Source organism: Anaeromassilibacillus sp. SJQ-5 (assembly GCF_054108045.1).
The window spans coordinates 375,837-395,189 of record NZ_JBPJWQ010000001.1 but is presented as its reverse complement, the minus strand read 5'-3'; the positions used below and the strand labels follow the sequence as shown (position 1 = coordinate 395,189).

Below are 19,353 nucleotides of genomic sequence, written 5' to 3'. Positions count from 1 at the left end.
CCCTTCGCCGCCCTAGGCGGCTGCACAAATAAGCCGAGCCGCCGCAGAATCTGCGGCGGCTCTCCTCAATTGCCCTTCTTCTCCTCCGGCGTTCCCGCCTCCAGCGCCTCCCGGAGGGTATCCAGCGGCGTAAGATTCCGCCCAATCTTCACCGCGAAATAAGGCTTGGCTCCCGCGCTGACCATCACCCGGCCCTTCATGGCCGCCGACATTCGCGCCCCGACCTCTAAATCCAGCTTCCGCTGGTAGAGCAGCAGGCTGTCCTGCTGCTGCTTGACCTCGTAAATGCCCAGCTCGGCCGCCATGTTGCGCAGCAGGGCCACGTCGATAAGCCCCTGCACCGCCGCCGGCGGCTCGCCGAAGCGGTCGATGAGCTCGTCGTACACATCCAGGCTGTCCTCGTGGGTGCGGATATCCGCAATCCGGCGGTACACGTCCAGCCGCTGGGCGTTGGCCGCAATATACGACTCGGGGATATGGGCGGAAATCTGCAGGTCGATGAGGCATTCCGCCTCCCGGTCGGCCACGGTCTCGCCCTTTTCCTCGCCCACCGCCTCGGCCAGCAGCCGCAGATACATCTCGTATCCCACCGCCTCCATGTGCCCGTGCTGCTGGGCGCCCAGCAGGTTGCCGGCCCCCCGGATCTCCATGTCCCGCATGGCGATTTTGAACCCCGCGCCGAACTCGGTGAACTCCCGCATGGCCTCCAGCCTCTTGGACGCCACGTCGGTGAGCACCTTGCCCCGCACGAAGGTCAGATACGCGAAGGCCCGCCGGGACGACCGCCCCACCCGCCCCCGCAGCTGGTGCAGCTGGGACAGGCCGAACCGGTCGGCGTTCTCGATGATCAGGGTGTTGACGTTGGGAATATCCACCCCCGTCTCAATGATGGTGGTGCATACCAGCACGTCGATCTCGTTCTCCAGCACCTGCCGCCAGATTTCGGAAAGCTGATCCTCCGTCATCTTGCCATGGGCGAAGCCCACCCGCGCCTCCGGAATCCGCATCTGGATCCCCGCCGCGCACCGCTCGATGGTCTCCACCCGGTTGTGGAGATAATACACCTGCCCGCCCCGGCGCAGCTCCCGCCGGATGGCGTCGGTGATAATGCCGTTGTCGTGCTCAAGCACATAGGTCTGCACCGGCCGCCTGTCCTGTGGCGCCTCCTCGATGACCGACATGTCCCGGATGCCGCTCATGGCCATGTTCAGCGTGCGGGGGATCGGGGTGGCCGACAGGGTCAGCACGTCCACGTTGGGGGCTATTTCCTTGATCCGCTCCTTCTGCGCCACGCCGAACCGCTGCTCCTCGTCCACGATGAACAGCCCGAGATCCTTGAATTTCACATCCTTGGACAGCATCCGATGGGTGCCGATGAGGATGTCCACATCCCCCGCGCGCACCCGGCGGATGATCTCCTCCTGCTGCTTCGCCGTACGGAAGCGGGAGAGCATTTCCACCTTCACCGGGAACCCCTCGAACCGCCGCACCACCGTGTTGTAATGCTGGAACGCCAGGATGGTGGTGGGCACCAGCAGCACGCATTGCTTGCTCTGGGACACGCATTTGAACGCCGCGCGCAGCGCCACCTCGGTCTTGCCGAAGCCCACGTCCCCGCACAGCAGCCGATCCATCGGCACCGTGCGCTCCATGTCCCCCTTGATTTCCTCGATGCAGCGGAGCTGATCCTCCGTCTCCTCGTATTCGAACCGCCGCTCGAAATCGTACTGCCACTCCCCGTCCGGATCGAAGGCGAACCCCGGGGTGGCCATCCGCTTGCCGTACAGAGCGATAAGCTCCTTGGCGATGTCCCGGACCGCCGCGCGCACCCGGGTCTTGGCCTTCTGCCACTCCTGGCCCCCCAGGCGGTGGAGCTTGACCTTCACCTCGTCCTTGGTGCCGATGTACTTGCTGACCAAATCCAGCTGGGTCACCGGCACGTACAGGGTGTCCCCCTTGTCGTACTGGAGCTTGAGGTAGTCCTTGACCACCCCCTGCACCTCCAGCTGGTGGATCCCCTGATATACGCCGATGCCGTGGGCCGCGTGCACGATGTAATCCCCCGGCTTCAGCTCCGCCAGGCTGTGGATCTCCGCGCTCTTGTCCCGTTTGGCCCGCCGGGCGGCCCGCCGCGCCGACACCCGCCCGTGGGTGATGACCGCAAACCCCGCCTCCGGGAACTCCGCTCCCGACGACAGCCCCCCCTGCATGACCAGCACCCGCTTTTTCACCGGTGCCTCCGGCGCGGGGGCGTACAGGGCCGGGATTCCCTTCTCGGCCAGATCCGCCGCCAGGGTCTGGGCCGTCTTGGCTTCCGGCCCCGCCAGCACCACGCACGCCATGTCCCGGCGCAGCATATCCTCCAAATCCTCGGCCAGCAGCTCCAGCCCGCCCGACCAGACGGGCAGCTGCCGCGCACTGACGTTGTAGACGCCCCGTAGATGGATATCCTGCCCCGCGCGGGCAAAGGCGTCCAGCAGGATGCACTTCCCCCGCTCCAGCTCGTAAAGCATCCCGTCCTCGTCCAGGGCGTATTCGGTCAGCCCGCGGCACAGCTGCCCTTCCTCCAGCAGGGTCTTCACGTCCTCCTGCAGCTGCCACTGGAAGGTGCGCATCCGCTCCTTGACCCGCGACAGCTCCGAAACGAACACCATCGCCCCCCGCGCGTACTCGAACAGGGTCGCGGGTCTATCGAATATCAGCGGGATGTATTTGTCCAGGGACGCGGGCTGTCCCCCCGCCCGCAGCCGCTCGCTGTCCGCCAGCAGGTTCTCCTTCTGCGCCGCAGCCCCCCGGCCCCGCAGGCCCGCCGCCAGCGCCTCGATGGCCCCGGCCAGCTCTTCCGCATCGTCGTAGACGATTTCCGCCGCCGGCGTGATGGCCACCTCTTTCAGGCCCTCAGTGCGCCTCTGGGTCAGCAGATCGAAGTAGGAAATGGTGTCCAGCGTGTCGCCCCACAGCTCGAGGCGCACCGGCGACGGGCAGTCGGCGGGGTACACGTCGATGATCCCGCCCCGCACCGAGAACTGCCCCGGCCCCTCAATTTGATCGCACCGCTCATACCCCGCGCTCACCAGCGCCGCGGACAGATTGCCGCAGGGCAGGGGCGTCCCCTCCCGCAGCCGCAGCGTCCGGCGCAGCAGCATGTCGGGCGGCAGGGTGAACTGGGCCGCCGCGTCGGCGCAGGCCACCACGCATTGGTAGTCCCCCGCCGCCATCTTCGCCAGCGTCCCCAGCCGCATCTGCTCGTATTCCCGGGAGGTGGATTCCACCCGCCGCAGGGATAAATCCCGCGCGGGCAGCAGCAGCGCCGTCGTCCCCAGACAGGCCAGATCCTCGCATACCCGGTTGGCCTCCGCCTCGTCCGCCACAATGAAAACCGCCTTGCGGCCCAGGCAGGCGCACAAAGCGTGTACAAGCATCACCTTATGAATATGTCCCAGCCCCGTCAGCGAAACGGGCAGCCGCCCGTCCCGGATATCGGCGCACAGCGCGCCGTATTGGGGTAAAGAGGCCATCCCTCTGTCAAAAACGCCCATTGCTCAAGCCAATCCTTTCGGCGTCCCCGCCACGATTTGCCATATATGCGCCATCGTCTCGCGGCGCACAAAAGCAGGCGAAAACCGCCTGCTTTTTTCTCTCTTATAGCTGCGGGAACGGCAGTACGCCCCGTTCCAGCACGCCCGCCGCAATCAGCCCCATCAGCACCAGCCGCACCGCCGCCAGCAGGATTAGCACGATCCCCCCGGCCATGGCCAGCTTGTCGAAGACCTGCATCCCCCGCTCTCCCTGGTACCGGGTGACGGAAAAGCGGATGAGCACCGCCCCGGCGAAAATCCCCGCCAGGGACGCCATGATGGAATTCGGCCAGATGACCGCCAGGATGAGGAACAGCGCCGCCAGCACCGGCAGGAACATGTCCAGCACCATGGTGCGGATTTTATGCGCCCGCGCCCGCTTCTCCTCTGGGGTTTTCGGCTCTTTCGGGGTCAGCTCAGACACTGGCCGCTCCTCCTCCCTGTTTTCTGTCGGCTGTTACTTGGAAAACCGGTTCATCGCCTCGTCGATTTGGCCCTCTACAATCAGGCAGGCGGCCTGTGCCGCGTGGTCCGCCGCCTCTCGGATCCGGGGCGCCTCCTCCTTGGTGAACTTGGACAGCACCCACGCCGCCAAATCGTAGTCGGGATGCGGCTTGGCCCCCACCCCGATTTTCACCCGGGGGAACTGATCGCTGCCGGTAAGATAAATAATGCTCTTCATCCCCCGCTGCCCGCCGTCGCTCCCCTTGCGGCGCACCCGCACGGTGCCCACCGGCAAGGAAATGTCATCGAACAAAATGACCGTGCGCTCCGGCGGGATTTTATAAAACTGCATGGCCTCCCGCACCGCTTCCCCCGACAGGTTCATGAAGGTCTGGGGCATCAGCAGCAGCGTCCGCCGCCCGCCGATGTCCGCCTGGCCGCAGTAGGATTTGAACTTCACCCGATCGATTTTCACATGGAGCCGATCCGCCAGGGCCTCCATGCCCATAAATCCGGCGTTGTGGCGGGATCCCTCGTATTCCTTCCCCGGGTTTCCCAGCCCCGCGACGATGTACTCCACCGGCCCCGCGGGCATGGCCTTGCGAAACAGCATACTACCCATCCTATTCTTACCGCCTGGTTCGGCCCCATCCGCGGTTTTCCTGCTTGTTATCCATAACCACTCACCGGCGAGCGGTTCTTTCCGATCCCACATGTGGTTACCAGACCTAGCTATGCCGCCCGCAGGCACTAGCCAAAGGGGAAGAAGCGCGTCCCCGCCAAGCGGGGCGCCGGCCCCCCGTGCGGCCGGCGAGCGGTTCTTTCCGATCCCACATGTGGTTACCAGACCTAGCTATGCCGCCCGCAGGCACTAGCCAAAGGGGAAGAAGCGCATCCCCGCCAAGCGGGGCGCCGGCCCCCCGTGCGGCCGGCGAGCGGTTCTTTCCGATCCCACATGTGGTTACCAGACCTAGTTACACAAACATGATAGAAACCGGCTTATCCTCATAAATCCGCTCGATGGCCTCGGAAAATACCGGTGCCACCGGCAGCAAAGTGAATTTATCCAGCCGCTTCTCCGGTGGCAGGGCGATGGTGTCCAGCAGCACCACGTTGTCGATGACACTTTTGCGCAGCCGCTCGATGGCTGGGCCGGACAGCACCGCGTGAGTGGCCGCGGCAATGACGCTCTTGGCCCCGCCCTTCTCGACGATGGCCGTCGCCGCGTTGCACAGCGTGCCGGCGGTGTCGATCATATCGTCCACCAGGATCACCTTTTTGCCCTCCACGCTGCCGATGATGTTCATCACCTCGCAGACGTTGGCCTGCTGACGGCGCTTATCCACAATCGCCAGCGGGCAGTCCAGCCGCGCCGCGAAATTCCGCGCCCGGGTCACCGACCCGAGATCGGGAGACACCACCACGTATTCCCCCGGCTCCTCGGCCGTGAGCTTCTTGAAATAGTTCGCCAGCAGCGGCGCGCCCACCAGATGATCCACCGGTATGTTGAAAAACCCCTGTATCTGCGGGGCGTGCAGGTCCATGGTCAGCACCCGGTCGGCCCCGGCCGCGGTGATGAGATCGGCCACCAGCTTGGCCGAGATGGGATCCCGCGCCTTGGACTTCCTGTCCTGCCGGGCGTAGCCGAGATAGGGGATAACCGCCGTAATCCGGGCGGCGGACGCCCGCTTGAAGGCGTCCATCATGATCAGCAGCTCCATGAGATGGTCGTTGACCGGCGTGCTCACGGACTGGACGACAAACACGTCGGAGCCCCGCACCGATTCGTTGATGGACACCGAGATTTCCCCGTCGCTGAAGGTAGTCACCTTGGCCTTGCCCACCGGCAGCCCCAGCGCTTCGGCAATCTGCCCCGCCAGCATCCGGTTGGAATTGGCGGAAAAAATTTTGATGTCCTTGCCGTGAAAATTCATGCCGTCCCCCGTTTCTCCGGCTGTCCGGCCGGTTCGAGCAATTTTCATCTGAAACAACCCTACCCGCATTATATTATGGCAAAAAAGCCCGCTGTTTTCAAGCCTTTTCCCTGTAATAAAATCCACAGACTATCCTGGGAAAAGCGACGAATGGTTGTGGAAAGGGTAAATTTCCTGTGAATTCCTATAATAATCTGGAAATGTCAGGGATAGTTTGTTATAATACTAGACGGCTCTGTTCATACTGTAATCTGGAATCTTTTTCTTGGATCTTGAACAGACAGCAAGATGTGGGAAAGCAAAGGCCCAAAAAATACGTAGGAGGTCAATTACCACTATGAGTCACAAGTATGTGTACCTTTTCAGCGAAGGCAACGCCAAAATGCGCGAGCTGCTGGGCGGCAAGGGCGCCAATCTGGCGGAGATGACCGGTCTCGGTCTCCCGGTTCCCCAGGGTTTCACCATTTCCACCGAAGCCTGCACGCAGTATTATGAAGACGGCCGCAAAATCAACGACGATATCCAGGCGCAGATCATGGAGTACATCGTCAAGATGGAAGCCATCACCGGCAAGAAATTCGGCGACAAGGAAAATCCCCTGCTGGTTTCCGTGCGTTCCGGCGCCCGCGCCTCCATGCCCGGCATGATGGACACCATCCTCAACCTCGGCCTGAACGAGAACGTGGTGGAAGCCATCGCCAAGAAATCCGGCAATCCCCGCTGGGCGTGGGACTGCTATCGGCGGTTTATCCAGATGTATTCCGACGTGGTCATGGAAGTCGGCAAGAAGTATTTTGAGGAACTCATCGACAAGATGAAGGCCGAAAAGGGCGTGACCCAGGACGTCGAGCTGTCCGCCGAGGATCTGGCGGTTCTCGCCGGCCAGTTCAAGGCCGAGTACAAAGAGAAGATCGGCAAAGACTTCCCCGACGATCCCAAAGAGCAGCTCATGGGCGCCATCGAGGCCGTGTTCCGCTCCTGGGATAACCCCCGCGCCAACGTCTATCGCCGTGATAACGACATCCCCTACTCCTGGGGTACCGCCGTTAACGTGCAGATGATGGCCTTCGGCAACATGGGCGACACCTCCGGCACCGGCGTGGCCTTCACCCGCGACCCCGCCACCGGCGAGAAGAAGCTGATGGGCGAGTTCCTGATGAACGCCCAGGGCGAGGACGTCGTGGCCGGCGTGCGCACTCCTTCCCCCATCGCCAAGCTGCAAGAGGTCATGCCCGAGGTGTACAGCCAGTTTGTGGACATCTGCCACATCCTGGAGGATCACTACCGCGACATGCAGGATATGGAATTCACCATCGAGGACAAGAAGCTGTATATGCTGCAGACCCGCAACGGCAAGCGTACCGCCAAAGCGGCTCTGAAAATCGCCTGCGACCTGGTGGACGAGGGCATGATCTCCGAGGAGCAGGCGGTCGCCATGATCGACCCCCGCAACCTGGACACCCTGCTGCATCCCCAGTTTGACGCCAAGGCGCTCAAGGCGGCCACCCCGGCCGGCAAAGGCCTGGGCGCTTCCCCCGGCGCCGCCTGCGGCAAGGTCGTGTTCACGGCCGACGACGCGGTGGCCTGGAAGGAAAAGGGCGAGAAGGTCGTCCTGGTCCGCTTGGAAACCTCTCCCGAGGACATCACCGGCATGAAGGCCGCCCAGGGCATCCTGACCGTGCGCGGCGGCATGACCTCCCACGCGGCCGTCGTGGCCCGCGGCATGGGCACCTGCTGCGTCTCCGGCTGCGGCGACATCAAGATGGACGAGGAAAACAAGCAGTTTGAACTGGCCGGCAAGGTCTACCACGAAGGCGATTATATCTCCATCGACGGTTCCACCGGCAATATCTACGACGGCGTCATCCCCACCGTGGACGCCGAGATCGCCGGCGAGTTCGGCCGCATTATGGAGCTGGCCGACAAGTTCCGCCGCCTGAAGGTGCGCACCAACGCTGACACCCCCGCCGACGCGAAGAAGGCCCGGGAACTGGGTGCCGAGGGCATCGGCCTGTGCCGTACCGAGCACATGTTCTTCGAAGAGGATCGGATCGCCGCTTTCCGCGAGATGATCTGCGCCGACACCGTGGAGGGCCGCGAGGCCGCCCTGGCCAAGATCCTGCCCTATCAGCAGGGCGATTTCGAGAAGCTCTACGAGGCGCTGGAAGGCTGCCCCGTCACCATCCGCTTCCTGGATCCCCCGCTGCATGAGTTCGTTCCCACTGAGGAAGAGGACATCGCGGCGCTGGCCAAGACCCAGGGCAAATCCGTGGAGGACATCAAGGCCCTCATCGCCTCCCTGCACGAGTTCAACCCCATGATGGGCCACCGCGGCTGCCGTCTGACCGTGACCTATCCCGAAATCGCCAAGATGCAGACCACCGCGGTCATCCGCGCGGCCATCAACGTCAAGAAAGCCCATGCGGACTGGAACATCGTTCCGGAAATCATGATCCCGCTCGTCGGCGACGTGAAGGAACTGAAATATGTTAAGGACGTGGTCGTGGCCACCGCCGACGCGGAAATTGCCGCCGCCGGCATCGACCTGAAGTATGAGGTCGGCACCATGATCGAAATCCCCCGCGCCGCCCTGACGGCCGACGAGATCGCCACCGAGGCCGAGTTCTTCTGCTTCGGCACCAACGATCTGACGCAGATGACCTTTGGCTTCAGCCGCGACGACGCCGGCAAGTTCCTGGACGCCTACTACGACACCAAGATCTACGAGAGCGATCCCTTCGCCAAGCTGGATCAGAAGGGCGTGGGCGCTCTGATGAAGATGGCGGTCAAACTGGGCAAGGAAGTCCGCCCGACCATGCATTGCGGCATCTGCGGCGAGCACGGCGGCGACCCCTCCTCCGTGGAGTTCTGCCACGAGATCGGCCTGGATTATGTCTCCTGCTCCCCCTTCCGCGTGCCGATCGCCCGCCTCGCGGCGGCGCAGGCGGCCATCAAGGAAAAGAACGCGAAATAAGGTTTCCCCCTGTATACAAAGCGCCCCCGGCGGTCATCCGCCGGGGGCGCTTTCTCTGTGGAGCGTATACATTGTGGATCGTAGTCATTGCCGCCGTATACGGATAGCCTTGTAGGGGCGAGCATCGCTCGCCCGCCTCTCCCCGGCTTGAGGTACCCCGCAAACATACCGGCGTTCCGTTTTCCGCCAGACGCTTGACGAACGCAGCGGAATGTTATACACTGACATACATACAGGAGTAAGGGGTTGAAAAATATGTATTGCCAACAATGCGGCTCACTCCTTCCGGAGGGGGCGGGCTTCTGCCCATCCTGTGGTGCTGCTCAAGGCGTTGCTACACCAGAACCGGCGGTAAAAGCTCCATATGATAAAGAGAGCTATCTGCCAAAGCTGCACCGAGCGGAAGAAGCCATCCGGACAGCTTGGGCCCATGCGTATGAAAGCCAAAAAGCCAGCGACGAACTGAAAAAATGCATCGTGAAGCGGAACAAATGCAAAGGCAACGCCTTTTTGAGCCTAGTCTGTCTGGTAATCATTGGAATTTTGGGTGTATTCATGCTACTGCTGCTAACTTCAATGAAATCAGTTCCGGAGGCTTCCAAAAATGGACTATCCCTTTTAGCTGTTATGTTCGGCCTGGGGATGCTCATGTGCCTTTGGTCAACCGTCAGCTATATCCGAAAAAGGAAAAAATTTGAAGCGCAGATTCCGGAATTAGAGCGGCAGAAAGCACGAAAAGAAGAGGAGTTTACGTCGATTACACAGTCCAAGGACGTGGCTTCAGGTCTTGATCTTGCAAGCCAATTGATGCCTGCGGAATGCCGAAACCCGGAATACGCCCGCGTGTTCATTGAATTTTTGGAAAACGGACGTGCAGATACCATCAAGGAAGCTAAAAGCTGCTTTGACGACTACCTGCACCGGGAGAAAATGGAGCAGTTAGCCCGTGAGCAACTGAACGAAATATATCGGATGTATGATGCGCTCAGTAGAAAATAAATTCACAAAAGCACGCCCCCGGCGGTCATCCGCCGGGGGCGTTTTCTCATACGGATGGTGCGCCGTTTCTCTTGGACGGCGGCACATAGTCCCGTTGATAAGTCGCCGTCTGCGGCGTCCATTTGATACAGGCCGCCGTTTCCGGACGACGGTGCCTGGTTCGCGGCGGATGGACACAGTGCCCGTAATCAATCGCCTGATACCGCCGACTCCAAATATAGTGCGGACGGAAATACCCACAGTCCTGACAAGTGTGCTCATACTTCATAATCATTATCACCTCACATTTATTATGACACAAATCGTGTCAAATGTCAACTACACATTTCGTGTCAGGTATACTAATAAACGGTGATAATAATGAAATATGATAGAATTAAAGAGCTGCGTGAAGACAGAGACTTAAGCCAACAGGCATTGGCGGACTATCTGCAAATAACGCGAAGCTCGTACAGTAACTACGAAAACCATATTCGGAGTATTCCAATCGAAGTACTTTGCAGTCTTGCCAATTACTATCATACGAGCGTGGACTATCTGCTTGAGCGAACAGATACAATCAAACCTTATCCCCCAAAGGGTGGCTGAACACTCTGTTGTGTCATCTCTATGTACGGATAGCCTTGTAGGGGCGAGCATCGCTCGCCCGCTTCTCCTTGTACTTGAGGTACTCCGCAAACATACTGGCGTTTCGTTTTCTGTCTAACACTTGACGAATGCTGCGGAACGCTATACACTGACATACATACAGCAGTAAAGGGGTTGAGGAATATGTATTGCCAACAATGCGGCTCACTCCTTCCGAAAGGAGCCGCGTTCTGCCCATCCTGCGGTGCCCCGACAAACACGCGGAATCCGGCGAAAGCACTTGGCGTCGATAACAAAGCTCAGCTGCACGAGGCAGAAGAGGCCGTCCAGTCGGCTTGGGAAAGCTACTGCGCCTGGAAAGCAGCTGTCAAGGAACGGGAGAACAGTCTGTCGGAACGCAGCAGCAGCCGGATTTACTCGCTATACGGCATCATCGGGTCAGCCGTCACCCTTTTTTTAAGCGCCATGATTCTTTCCATCATGCTGGGTAAAACCTCCGGCTGGATAACCTTGGGGACGCGAATCGGCTTTGGCGTAGTGCTTAGCGTTATGCTGGTGGTGACCCTCTGGATGAGCGTCCACAATATCAAAAAGTACCGGCGGCTAAACAGGCAACTTCCCTCTCTGGAAAGGGTTCAGGCACGTAAAGAAGCGGATTTCCGCGCCCTTTTACAATCCAAATCCATTGAGGAGGGCCTGACGCTGGCAAAAGAACGGATGCCGGCGGAATGCCTGCATCCGGCATACGCCCGTGTGTTTATCGACTATCTCGAAAGCGGTCGCGCGGACACTCTCCGAGAAGCCCAGCACCGTTTCGACGACTATCTGTATCGGGAGCCTATGGAGTCGGCGGTGCGAGAACAGCTGGACGAAATCTACCGGATGCACGAGGCCCTTAATCAAAAATGAACCGCATTCACATGAACAACGCCCTCGGCGGTCATGAACCGCCGGGGCGCTTTCTCATTCTTCGGGGGAAACCTGTCGGATCAACCGCTTGACGCCAGAGCAACACAGGCCCCAGCCATCGCCACTTCAGGATCGTTCGAGCAGCTTTTCCAAATCGGCGACGGACGCGTCCATCCGCACGGAAATTTCCTCCATCGTCAGACCGGCGGAAAGGAACCGGCGGATCACCATGGGCATCGCTTCGCCTACTTCGATCATGTGACCGTCCGGGTCATAAAACCGGATGACCCGCTGCCCCCAGCTGTGCTCGATGACGCCGGTGACAAACTCCAGCCGCGGATAGCCCTTCAGCTTCTCCAAGAAAGCGTCGAAGGCCTCCTCCTCGAAGCACAGCTCGACGTTGTTGGGCTTTTTCCCGATTTGATCGGCGGGCAGCTGTACCAGCCAACCGAAATCCTGTTGCAGCGATATCCCGCAGGTAAACGTGATATTACGCCCATAATCCTGATAGACCTCCAGGCCGAACAGCTCCTCATAAAACCGTCTGGCCGCCCGGATATCCTTAACCGCTATCACCGTGCCTGTGTATCGCATAACGCCCTCTCCCTTCCGCCGACGCCTGAAAAGCCGCGCCGCATGGACTATCATAGCGTATCCAGGCCCAAATGGCAATCCCCTTGCCCTTTTCCTTGCATATCCGCCCGTCCCCGTGGTATCATGTAGGTATCTGACAAATTCCGGAAAGGGCTGACCTATCTTGCCGACCGACCTGTATCGGGCCCGCATCGCCGCCTGCGAGCGGGAGCTCGCCGCGCTGGACGCCCGGTTTACCCGCTGCTCCTGGCTGAGGGCCGCCGCCGCCCTGGCGGCCCTCGTCTTTTTCATTCTCGGGCTGGAGTGGAACGGCTGGGCCGGCTTTCCCCTCTGCCTGCTGGCCGTGGCCGCTTTCGTCCTCTTGGTCCGCCGGCACGACAGGATCGAGCGCCGGCAACGGGCCGCCCGGGCCATGAAGCAGACCGCGCAGGACTATCTGGCCCGCATGGACGACGGCTGGAAAGCCTTCCCCATCACCGGCAAGGGCTATCTAACCCCCGATTTTCCCCAGGGCCGGGATCTGGACATCTTCGGCCGGGAATCCCTGTATCAGTTTCTCTGCGCGGCTCATACCGTCTACGGCCGGGATCGCCTGGCCTCGTTTCTGAAGGACGGCTGTCCGCCGGAGGAGCTGTCCGCCCGCCAGCGGGCGGTGGAAGAACTGGCCGGCAAACCGGAATTCTCTTTGAAGCTGCAAGCCCTGGGCCGGGACATGGCCGCCGGCCGCGCCAAGGAGGACGCCCAGGCCATCGCCGCCTTTTTAGAGGTCTGCAAGATCCCCTGCCGCCCCTCGAAAATCGGGACGGTGCTGTCTTGGGCCCTGCCCTTCGCCGCCCTGTTTTTCCTCCTCTCCGCCCTGGTGGGGATGAACCCACCCCTCAACCTGACCATCGGCGGCTGCCTCGTGGTGCTCCAGCTGCTGGCGGCCCTCGCCCGGTTTTCCGCCACCGGTCGGGTGCTGAATCCCCTGTTCCGCTTCGGCGCTTCCGTCGCTCCCTACGCCGCCCTCATCGCCCTTATCGAGGAGGAACCCTTTGAAAGTCCCGGTCTTGCCGCCCTGCGGGAACGCATCCGCCGGGACGGCGGCGCGGCCAAAGCCCTCGCCTCCCTCGCCCATATCGGGGAGGCGGTGAAAATGCGGCACAATTTCATGGCCTTCATCCTGTATAACGGCCTGTTTTTATGGGACTTTCACTGCGTGCGCCGCTTTGCCTCCTGGCAAAAGGCCCATGCCGCCGATATGCCCGTTTGGCTGGAAACCATCGGCGAGCTGGAGGCTCTGACCAGCCTGGCCGTTCTCTGCCAGACACGGCGGACCGTCTTTCCCGACGTGACGGAGGACGCCGCTCCCACCCTCTCCTTCGCCGATCTCCGCCACCCTCTCATCCCCGCCGACAAGGCGGTGGGCAATGATTTCCGGCTGTCCCGCCGCACCTGCGTGGTCACCGGCTCCAACATGTCGGGGAAAACCACCTTCTTGCGCACCATCGGGGTGAACCTCCTTCTCGCCTACGCGGGCGGCCCGGTGCTGGCCTCCCAGCTGCGCGTCTCCCGGATGCGGGTGATGACCTGCATGCGCACGGAGGACAGCGTCAGCCAGGGGATTTCCACCTTCTACGCTGAGCTGCTGCGGGTCAAGTCCATCGTGGACGCCGCGGACGAGGGCCGCCCCCTGCTGGCCCTCATCGACGAAATCTATAAGGGCACCAATTCCCGCGACCGGATCCTGGGCGCGACCGAGACCATCCGCCGCCTGGCCGCCCCTCACGTCATGACCCTCGTGACCACCCACGATTTCGAACTCTGCGCCCTGGAAAACGACCCCACCGCCGACGCGGTCAACTACCACTTCACCGAGCGGTACGCCGGGGACGAAATTCTCTTCGATTACACCATCCACCCCGGCCGGTGCACCACCACCAACGCAAGGCACCTGCTCCGCCTGGCCGGGATCCTCCCAGCGGAACCCCCGGTTTCGCCTCCCGACAGATAGTCCTCCCGACGGTTTGTGCATTTTGCCTATGACATTCTGTTGAAAAATGTGCTATACTTTTAAGGAACTCAACGTGTCATGTGCTTCGGCTGTACCGGTTGGAGCGGATGGCACGTTTTTTCGGGCGTTTTTGTTCGAAAGAAAACGCTCAAAAACGGTTCTGTTCGGAAGCGGTCGGTTTTATGCGGAAAAAGCAGGAGGATTTATGCAAAAAAATGTAAGCAATATGCATTACCATGTCCAGGATACCGTGTTGTACGGCCAGAGCGGCGTCTGCCGCATCGCGGACATCGCGGAAAAGGACGTGGGCGGCGGCCTGCGGGCCTACTACGTCCTGCAGCCGGTTTTCGAGGAATCGGCCACCATTTTCGTGCCGGTGGGCAACGAGGCGCTGACAGCGAAAATGCGGCGGGTGATGTCCGAGGCGGAAATCACCGCCCTCATCGACGCCATGCCGGAGGAGGATTCCATCTGGATCGCCGACGACAACGCCCGCCGGGAACGGTATAAAGCCATTCTCGCCGGCGGCGATCCCAGCGATCTCATCCGGTTGATCAAGACCCTGTATCTGCGCGCCCAGACCCAGAAGGCCCAGAACAAAAAGCCCCGTCTGGAGGACGAGCGCTTCATGAAGCAGGCGGAAAAGCTGCTGTATGAGGAATTCGCTCATGTACTGCATATACAGCGCGACGAGGTGCTCCCCTATATCCTTCACCGCGTCAACGGCAGTACCCCTTCATAACATCAAAAAGGCCTCGCCGCTGGGCGAGGCCTTTTTGATGTTTTTTCGTATTATGCCACGCAGAATTTCAGCGCTTCGTCCGCTGCAGAGGCCGCGTCGGCGGTATAGCAGTCGGCGCCAATAGAGTCGCAGAAGCTCTGGGTCACCGGCGCGCCGCCGATCATGATCTTCACCTTATCGCGGATACCTTTGGCCGCGGCGGCTTCCACCACGTGCTTCATTTCGCCCATGGTGGTGGTCAGCAGGGCGGAGCAGCAGATGATGTCCGCCTCGTTGTCGATGGCCGCCTGCACGAAGCGCTCCGGCTCCACGTCCACCCCCAGGTCGATGACGTTCAGGCCGCGGCCCTCCAGCATCATCTTGACCAGGTTCTTGCCGATGTCGTGCAGATCGCCCTTGACGGTACCGATGACCGCTGTGCCCTTAGCCTCCACGCCCGCCTCGGTCAGATAGGGCTTGAGGATGGCCACACCGGCGTTCATGGCCCGGGCCGCGATAAGCACCTCCGGCACGAACACCTCGTTGTTTTTGAATTTCTCGCCCACCACGCTCATGCCGGACAGCAGCCCCTGCTCCAGCACGTCCTTGGCGGGGATGCCCTCGTCCACCGCCTGCTGTACCAGTTCCTTGACCTTGGGGGCGCGCCCCGCTTGCAGGGCCAGACTCACATCTTCCAAAAGGCTCATCGATATTCCTCCATATCCGCTTGATTTGTTTTCATTGTATCCGCTCGCCGGATGCAAATATAGAAAAATATTTCAGCTTTTGGCACTATTTTCTGTCCCGGTATTTTTTCGGCGACATCCCCGTTTCCTTCTTGAAAACCTTGGTGAAATAGCTCTGATCCTCGAAGCCGCACAGGGCGGCCACATCCACCAGGGCCACGCTGCTGTCCCGCAGATACAGCTTGCTTTTTTCCACCCGCACCTTATTGATATAGGAAAACAGGCTCTGCCCCGTCTCCTCCTTGAAGATGCTGCTGAGATAGGAGCGGCTGAGATAGACCGTGCGGGCGACGTCGTCCAGGGAAATTTTCCGGTGGAAATTCGCCTTGACGTATTCCATCACCTTATACACCACGTCGGAGTGCTTGACCTGGGTGAAATCGAAGGAATAGCTGATGAACCGGTGCATGATGCCGGTCAGCCAGACGCTCAGCTCCTCCAGGGATTGAAACTGCTCGATTTCGTGAAAATAGTTGTTATTGAACAGGAAAATTTCCTGCATGTCCGCCCCCGCGTCGATGGTGGCCCGGGAGAGCACCACCACCAGCTCCACCACCCGGGCCTTGATGGCGTCCAGATCGAAATCGCAGGAGCAGTAGATGTGCCCGAGCAGCTCGTTGAGCAGCTCCCTGGTGCCGGTCTTGTCCCGGCTGCCGATGAGGGCCTGCAGCTTTTTCTCATACGCGATGGGGTAGACGGCGGCGTTTTCCTCGGTCAGCTGCTTCTCCCGGGCGTTGTAGATGGCGCTGAGCAGCTTTTCCTGCTCGTAGACGAAGCCTCCCGCCCGGCTGTGCGGCAGGCCGGCGGCGAAAGCCGCGCAGGCACGGAGCACCTCGGCTAGATGGGTCACCTGCGCGGGCGGGAGCACCGGCAGGGCGGCCGCCCGCTCCCGCAGCCCGTCGGGCAGCTCGGTGAGCAGGTCCTCCGTGTTTTCCATCAGCGCCGGCCCAGCCACCAGGCTGCCCGCCGGCTCTCCGTACTCGTCGGACACCGAGGCCGCGGCGAACACCAGCCCGGCGGGGCAGTAATAGATGTATTCGCCGTTCCACCGGTACGCCTCGCTGCTGCCGTACAAATGGGTGTTCAGCGCCTGGCACCGGGGGAAGCCGCAGCTCTCGCAGAAGCGGCCGGAAGCAGGCTCCAGGAACGCCTGGCGCACCGTGTCCAGCACGCTGCAGGGCAGCCCGCTCAGCGCGGCCACATGGGCCGCATAATCCCGGCACCGCTTCTCCAGATCCGTATCCAAACCGTTTCCTCCTTCCCCGCCATCCGGCTATCTGTCACTATCCACCATTATACCGCATCGGCCCCCAGCGGTACAGCCTGTATTTTTTTCCCGGTGTACTCCGCCTCCACCCGGTGACGGGGCGGGCAGATACAGAACTCCTCGTCGGTCCAGGTCCCTTCCGTCATCATCCGCAGCAGGCGGATGTCCCCCTCAAATTCGGCGTATTTCCACCCGTTGATCGCCGCCACCTGGCGGGCCAGGGCCGGGTGGCCCGGGTTGCGGTAGATCGGCGAGCCGATATACCCGCAGGTGTTGTAATTGCCGATCCACAGGTTGTCCTGCTCCAGGAGAAATTCCGCGTTCTCCTCCCCGTACCGCCGGATGTAATCCTCCCGCATCTCCTCCTTCATCTCCAGCGAGGGGATATAGGCGGTCTCGATCCAGCCATTGTTGAGCCAATAGGTGCCGTTGTATTCCTCAAACAGGCGCAGATACCGTTCCTGGGAGCCGAGGAACAGGGCGATGCAGTCGTCCGTGCGGGGAATAACCAAGGGAATGTCCCGGCTTTCGAGCCCCACCACGCCGTTGGAGCACAGGCCGTAGCCCAGGACGATGACGTCGGGAAAATGCTTGAGCATCCGCTGCTCCCGCTGCCGGTACAGCCCGTCGATGGCGTCGGCAATCAGCGCCCGCAGCTTCTCAGGCGTATCGTGCAGCCCTTGAGGCAGCCAGGTGATGTCTACCGTGTGAGGGCTTTGAGAGGCTAGATAGCTCAGTTCCCGGGTCAGCACCCGGCAGGCGATGATGTGAATCCGCATACGCAAGCTCCATCCTTTTCCGATAATCGCCGCCCGCCGGCGGGCGGTTTTTCTCAACCGAATCCGAAATTTCGAAATATACTGCAAGCCCCCGGACGCGGCCTATGGTATACTGTAGCCATCGAACACAAGAAAGGCGGTGCGACCATGCCGGCCTGCACACTTACCATCCAGAGCCCCGGGGGCTCCCGCGTCCTGTCCTTCACGCCGCCCGTCTCCCTCTACCGCCTGCTCGCGGACAACGGCGTGCCGGTGGATATGCCCTGCGGCGGGCGGCAGCGCTGCCTGAAATGCAAGGCAGCGGTGAGCGGCGGCGTTTCCCCCATGAGCGAAAGAGAGGCTGCCCTGCTGACGGCGGAGGAAAAAGCCGCGGGGCTCCGCTTCGCCTGCATGGCCGAGTTGACGGGGGACGCGGTGCTGCGGCTGTCCGGCGGGGCAGCGGGGGACGCCATTCTCACCGAGGGGGCCATGCCCGTTTTCACCCGGGCTCCCTGGGGCCGGCAGTGGGGCGCGGCGGTGGACATCGGCACCACCACGGTGGCGGCCTACCTCTACCGGCTCGCGGACGGCGCGCTGCTGGCCACCCAGTCGGAGAAAAACCCCCAGGCGGTGTTCGGCGCGGACGTGGTCTCCCGGTTGGAGCAGGCCATGAACGGCAAGTCCCCCGAGCTGGCGGCCGCCATCCGGGAATGCCTCTCCCGTCTGCTCGCCGGCCTGTGCGGGCAGGCCGGCCTGCCGATGGACGCCATTGACAGCGTGGTGCTCACCGGGAACACCGCCATGCTCTATCTGCTCACCGAGCGGCATCCGGCCTCCATCGTGGCCGCGCCCTTCGCCATGGACTGCGGCTTTGGGCAGTTCGTCGCCCCTCAGGCGCTTGCGCTCCCCCTCTCCCCGGACTGCCGGGTGTATCTGCCGGCCTGTCTGTCCGCCTATGTGGGGGCGGACATCACCACCGCCCTGCTGGCGGCGGGCTTCTACCGGGAGGGCCGGGTGCCCGCGGGGCCGCCCCGCCTGCTGGTGGATATCGGCACCAACGGGGAAATGGCCCTGGCAGCGGACGGCCGGCTGCTCTGCTGCTCCACGGCGGCGGGCCCCGCCCTGGAGGGCGCGGGCATCCACCAGGGGATGATGGCCCGCACCGGGGCCATCTACCGGGTGCGGCTGGAGGGGCTGACCATGGTGTGCGACGTGCTGGGCGGCGGCGAGGCGCAGGGCATCTGCGGCTCCGGCCTGGTGGACGCGGTGGCGGCCCTGTGCGAAGCCGGTGTTATTCAAGACACCGGCCTCATCGATGAGGAAAGCCACGCCTTCACCGCTTATGTAGAGGAATGCGATGGTCAGCCGGCCTTCCGCCTGCCGGGTACCGCCGTCCGGCTGACCCAGAAGGATATCCGGGCGGTGCAGCTGGCCAAATCCGCCATCTGCGCCGGGATGCGCACCCTGATCGCCGAGGCCGGGCTTCAGGCGGAGGCGATCGCCGAGCTGGTGGTCGCCGGGGGCTTCGGCAGCCGCATCGACCCGGTCTCGGCCGAACGGATTGGCCTGTTCCCCGCCGGCTTCGCCGCCAAGGCGCGGGCCGTGGGCAATGCGGCGGGGGCGGGGGCGGCCATGGTGCTGCTCAGCGATCCCATCCGCCGGGAGGCGGAAGGGATGCCCGCCGCCGTGCGGACAGTGGAGCTGTCCTCTCACCCCGGCTTCATGGACGCCTATATCGACGGCATGTATTTCGCCTGAACCGGCCGGGCGCTACCAGTATACCCAACCGGCGGGCGGAACGATAGAAAAATGCTTTGGTTTTTTGGAATATATTTGCCTTGTGGCTTA

15 protein-coding genes are annotated in these 19,353 nt (G+C 61.8%); 7 read left to right on the top strand and 8 right to left on the bottom strand.

Annotated features, from left to right (window positions below; genetic code table 11):
* Positions 1-65 precede the first annotated feature (65 nt).
* The 4 genes from mfd to ACSAMM_RS01575 form a co-directional block, all read right to left on the bottom strand.
* Positions 66-3,539: a transcription-repair coupling factor gene (mfd, locus tag ACSAMM_RS01590; RefSeq protein ID WP_178721612.1), complete on the bottom strand. Its 3,474-nt coding sequence runs from the start codon at positions 3,537-3,539 to the stop codon at positions 66-68.
* Positions 3,540-3,642: 103 nt separating this feature from the next.
* Positions 3,643-4,002: a hypothetical protein gene (locus tag ACSAMM_RS01585; RefSeq protein ID WP_457789294.1), complete on the bottom strand. Its 360-nt coding sequence runs from the start codon at positions 4,000-4,002 to the stop codon at positions 3,643-3,645.
* 33 nt (positions 4,003-4,035) lie between these two features.
* Positions 4,036-4,635 (bottom strand): aminoacyl-tRNA hydrolase, encoded by a 600-nt coding sequence (gene pth, locus ACSAMM_RS01580; RefSeq protein ID WP_457789292.1) that lies wholly within the window; start codon positions 4,633-4,635, stop codon positions 4,036-4,038.
* Between the two features lie 361 nt (positions 4,636-4,996).
* On the bottom strand, positions 4,997-5,956 hold the full coding sequence (locus ACSAMM_RS01575) for a ribose-phosphate diphosphokinase (RefSeq protein WP_178721634.1): 960 nt from the start codon (positions 5,954-5,956) through the stop codon (positions 4,997-4,999).
* Between the two features lie 337 nt (positions 5,957-6,293).
* On the opposite strand from ACSAMM_RS01575, the gene ppdK reads away from it, so the two are divergent.
* From ppdK to ACSAMM_RS01555, 4 genes are all read left to right on the top strand, one after another.
* Positions 6,294-8,930: a pyruvate, phosphate dikinase gene (gene ppdK, locus ACSAMM_RS01570; protein ID WP_178721606.1), complete on the top strand. Its 2,637-nt coding sequence runs from the start codon at positions 6,294-6,296 to the stop codon at positions 8,928-8,930.
* A 255-nt stretch (positions 8,931-9,185) separates the two neighbouring features.
* Positions 9,186-9,929, top strand: a complete 744-nt coding sequence (locus tag ACSAMM_RS01565; protein WP_457789290.1) for a zinc ribbon domain-containing protein — start codon at positions 9,186-9,188, stop codon at positions 9,927-9,929.
* Positions 9,930-10,289: 360 nt separating this feature from the next.
* Positions 10,290-10,517, top strand: a complete 228-nt coding sequence (locus ACSAMM_RS01560; protein WP_457789288.1) for a helix-turn-helix domain-containing protein — start codon at positions 10,290-10,292, stop codon at positions 10,515-10,517.
* Positions 10,518-10,700: 183 nt separating this feature from the next.
* On the top strand, positions 10,701-11,426 hold the full coding sequence (locus ACSAMM_RS01555; RefSeq protein ID WP_457789286.1) for a zinc ribbon domain-containing protein: 726 nt from the start codon (positions 10,701-10,703) through the stop codon (positions 11,424-11,426).
* Positions 11,427-11,552: 126 nt separating this feature from the next.
* Here the strand turns inward: ACSAMM_RS01555 and ACSAMM_RS01550 are convergent, their stop codons facing one another.
* Positions 11,553-12,020 (bottom strand): VOC family protein, encoded by a 468-nt coding sequence (locus tag ACSAMM_RS01550; RefSeq protein WP_457789284.1) that lies wholly within the window; start codon positions 12,018-12,020, stop codon positions 11,553-11,555.
* A gap of 163 nt (positions 12,021-12,183) precedes the next feature.
* On the opposite strand from ACSAMM_RS01550, the gene ACSAMM_RS01545 reads away from it, so the two are divergent.
* Entirely contained in the window at positions 12,184-14,013 is a 1,830-nt protein-coding gene (locus ACSAMM_RS01545; RefSeq protein ID WP_457789283.1) for a MutS-related protein, read from the top strand.
* Positions 14,014-14,218: 205 nt separating this feature from the next.
* The gene (locus ACSAMM_RS01540; protein WP_457789281.1) at positions 14,219-14,755 is read left to right on the top strand and encodes a CarD family transcriptional regulator; all 537 of its coding nucleotides are present in this window, start codon (positions 14,219-14,221) and stop codon (positions 14,753-14,755) included.
* A 50-nt stretch (positions 14,756-14,805) separates the two neighbouring features.
* On the opposite strand, the gene ACSAMM_RS01535 is transcribed toward ACSAMM_RS01540, so the two are convergent.
* The 3 genes from ACSAMM_RS01535 to ACSAMM_RS01525 all read right to left on the bottom strand — a co-directional run bounded on the left by ACSAMM_RS01535 (position 14,806) and on the right by ACSAMM_RS01525 (position 17,526).
* Entirely contained in the window at positions 14,806-15,441 is a 636-nt protein-coding gene (locus tag ACSAMM_RS01535) for a cobalamin-dependent protein (protein ID WP_178724737.1), read from the bottom strand.
* Positions 15,442-15,526: 85 nt separating this feature from the next.
* Positions 15,527-16,726, bottom strand: a complete 1,200-nt coding sequence (locus ACSAMM_RS01530; protein WP_457789279.1) for an AraC family transcriptional regulator — start codon at positions 16,724-16,726, stop codon at positions 15,527-15,529.
* Between the two features lie 47 nt (positions 16,727-16,773).
* Positions 16,774-17,526, bottom strand: a complete 753-nt coding sequence (locus tag ACSAMM_RS01525; RefSeq protein WP_457789277.1) for a DUF1638 domain-containing protein — start codon at positions 17,524-17,526, stop codon at positions 16,774-16,776.
* Between the two features lie 147 nt (positions 17,527-17,673).
* Here ACSAMM_RS01525 and ACSAMM_RS01520 point away from each other — a divergent pair, with 147 nt between their 5' ends.
* Positions 17,674-19,263, top strand: coding sequence for an ASKHA domain-containing protein (locus ACSAMM_RS01520; RefSeq protein WP_457789276.1), 1,590 nt, complete (start codon positions 17,674-17,676; stop codon positions 19,261-19,263).
* Positions 19,264-19,353 lie beyond the last annotated feature (90 nt).

Excerpts from the sequence above, each read along its gene's own strand:
- mfd (WP_178721612.1), bottom strand. The coding sequence starts at position 3,539 with ATGGGCGTTTTTGACAGAGGGATGGCCTCTTTACCCCAATACGGCGCG.
- pth (WP_457789292.1), bottom strand. The coding sequence starts at position 4,635 with ATGCTGTTTCGCAAGGCCATGCCCGCGGGGCCGGTGGAGTACATCGTC.
- ACSAMM_RS01575 (WP_178721634.1), bottom strand. The coding sequence starts at position 5,956 with ATGAATTTTCACGGCAAGGACATCAAAATTTTTTCCGCCAATTCCAAC.
- ppdK (WP_178721606.1), top strand. The coding sequence starts at position 6,294 with ATGAGTCACAAGTATGTGTACCTTTTCAGCGAAGGCAACGCCAAAATG.
- ACSAMM_RS01565 (WP_457789290.1), top strand. The coding sequence starts at position 9,186 with ATGTATTGCCAACAATGCGGCTCACTCCTTCCGGAGGGGGCGGGCTTC.
- ACSAMM_RS01560 (WP_457789288.1), top strand. The coding sequence starts at position 10,290 with ATGAAATATGATAGAATTAAAGAGCTGCGTGAAGACAGAGACTTAAGC.
- ACSAMM_RS01555 (WP_457789286.1), top strand. The coding sequence starts at position 10,701 with ATGTATTGCCAACAATGCGGCTCACTCCTTCCGAAAGGAGCCGCGTTC.
- ACSAMM_RS01550 (WP_457789284.1), bottom strand. The coding sequence starts at position 12,020 with ATGCGATACACAGGCACGGTGATAGCGGTTAAGGATATCCGGGCGGCC.
- ACSAMM_RS01540 (WP_457789281.1), top strand. The coding sequence starts at position 14,219 with ATGCAAAAAAATGTAAGCAATATGCATTACCATGTCCAGGATACCGTG.
- ACSAMM_RS01535 (WP_178724737.1), bottom strand. The coding sequence starts at position 15,441 with ATGAGCCTTTTGGAAGATGTGAGTCTGGCCCTGCAAGCGGGGCGCGCC.
- ACSAMM_RS01525 (WP_457789277.1), bottom strand. The coding sequence starts at position 17,526 with ATGCGGATTCACATCATCGCCTGCCGGGTGCTGACCCGGGAACTGAGC.
- ACSAMM_RS01520 (WP_457789276.1), top strand. The coding sequence starts at position 17,674 with ATGCCGGCCTGCACACTTACCATCCAGAGCCCCGGGGGCTCCCGCGTC.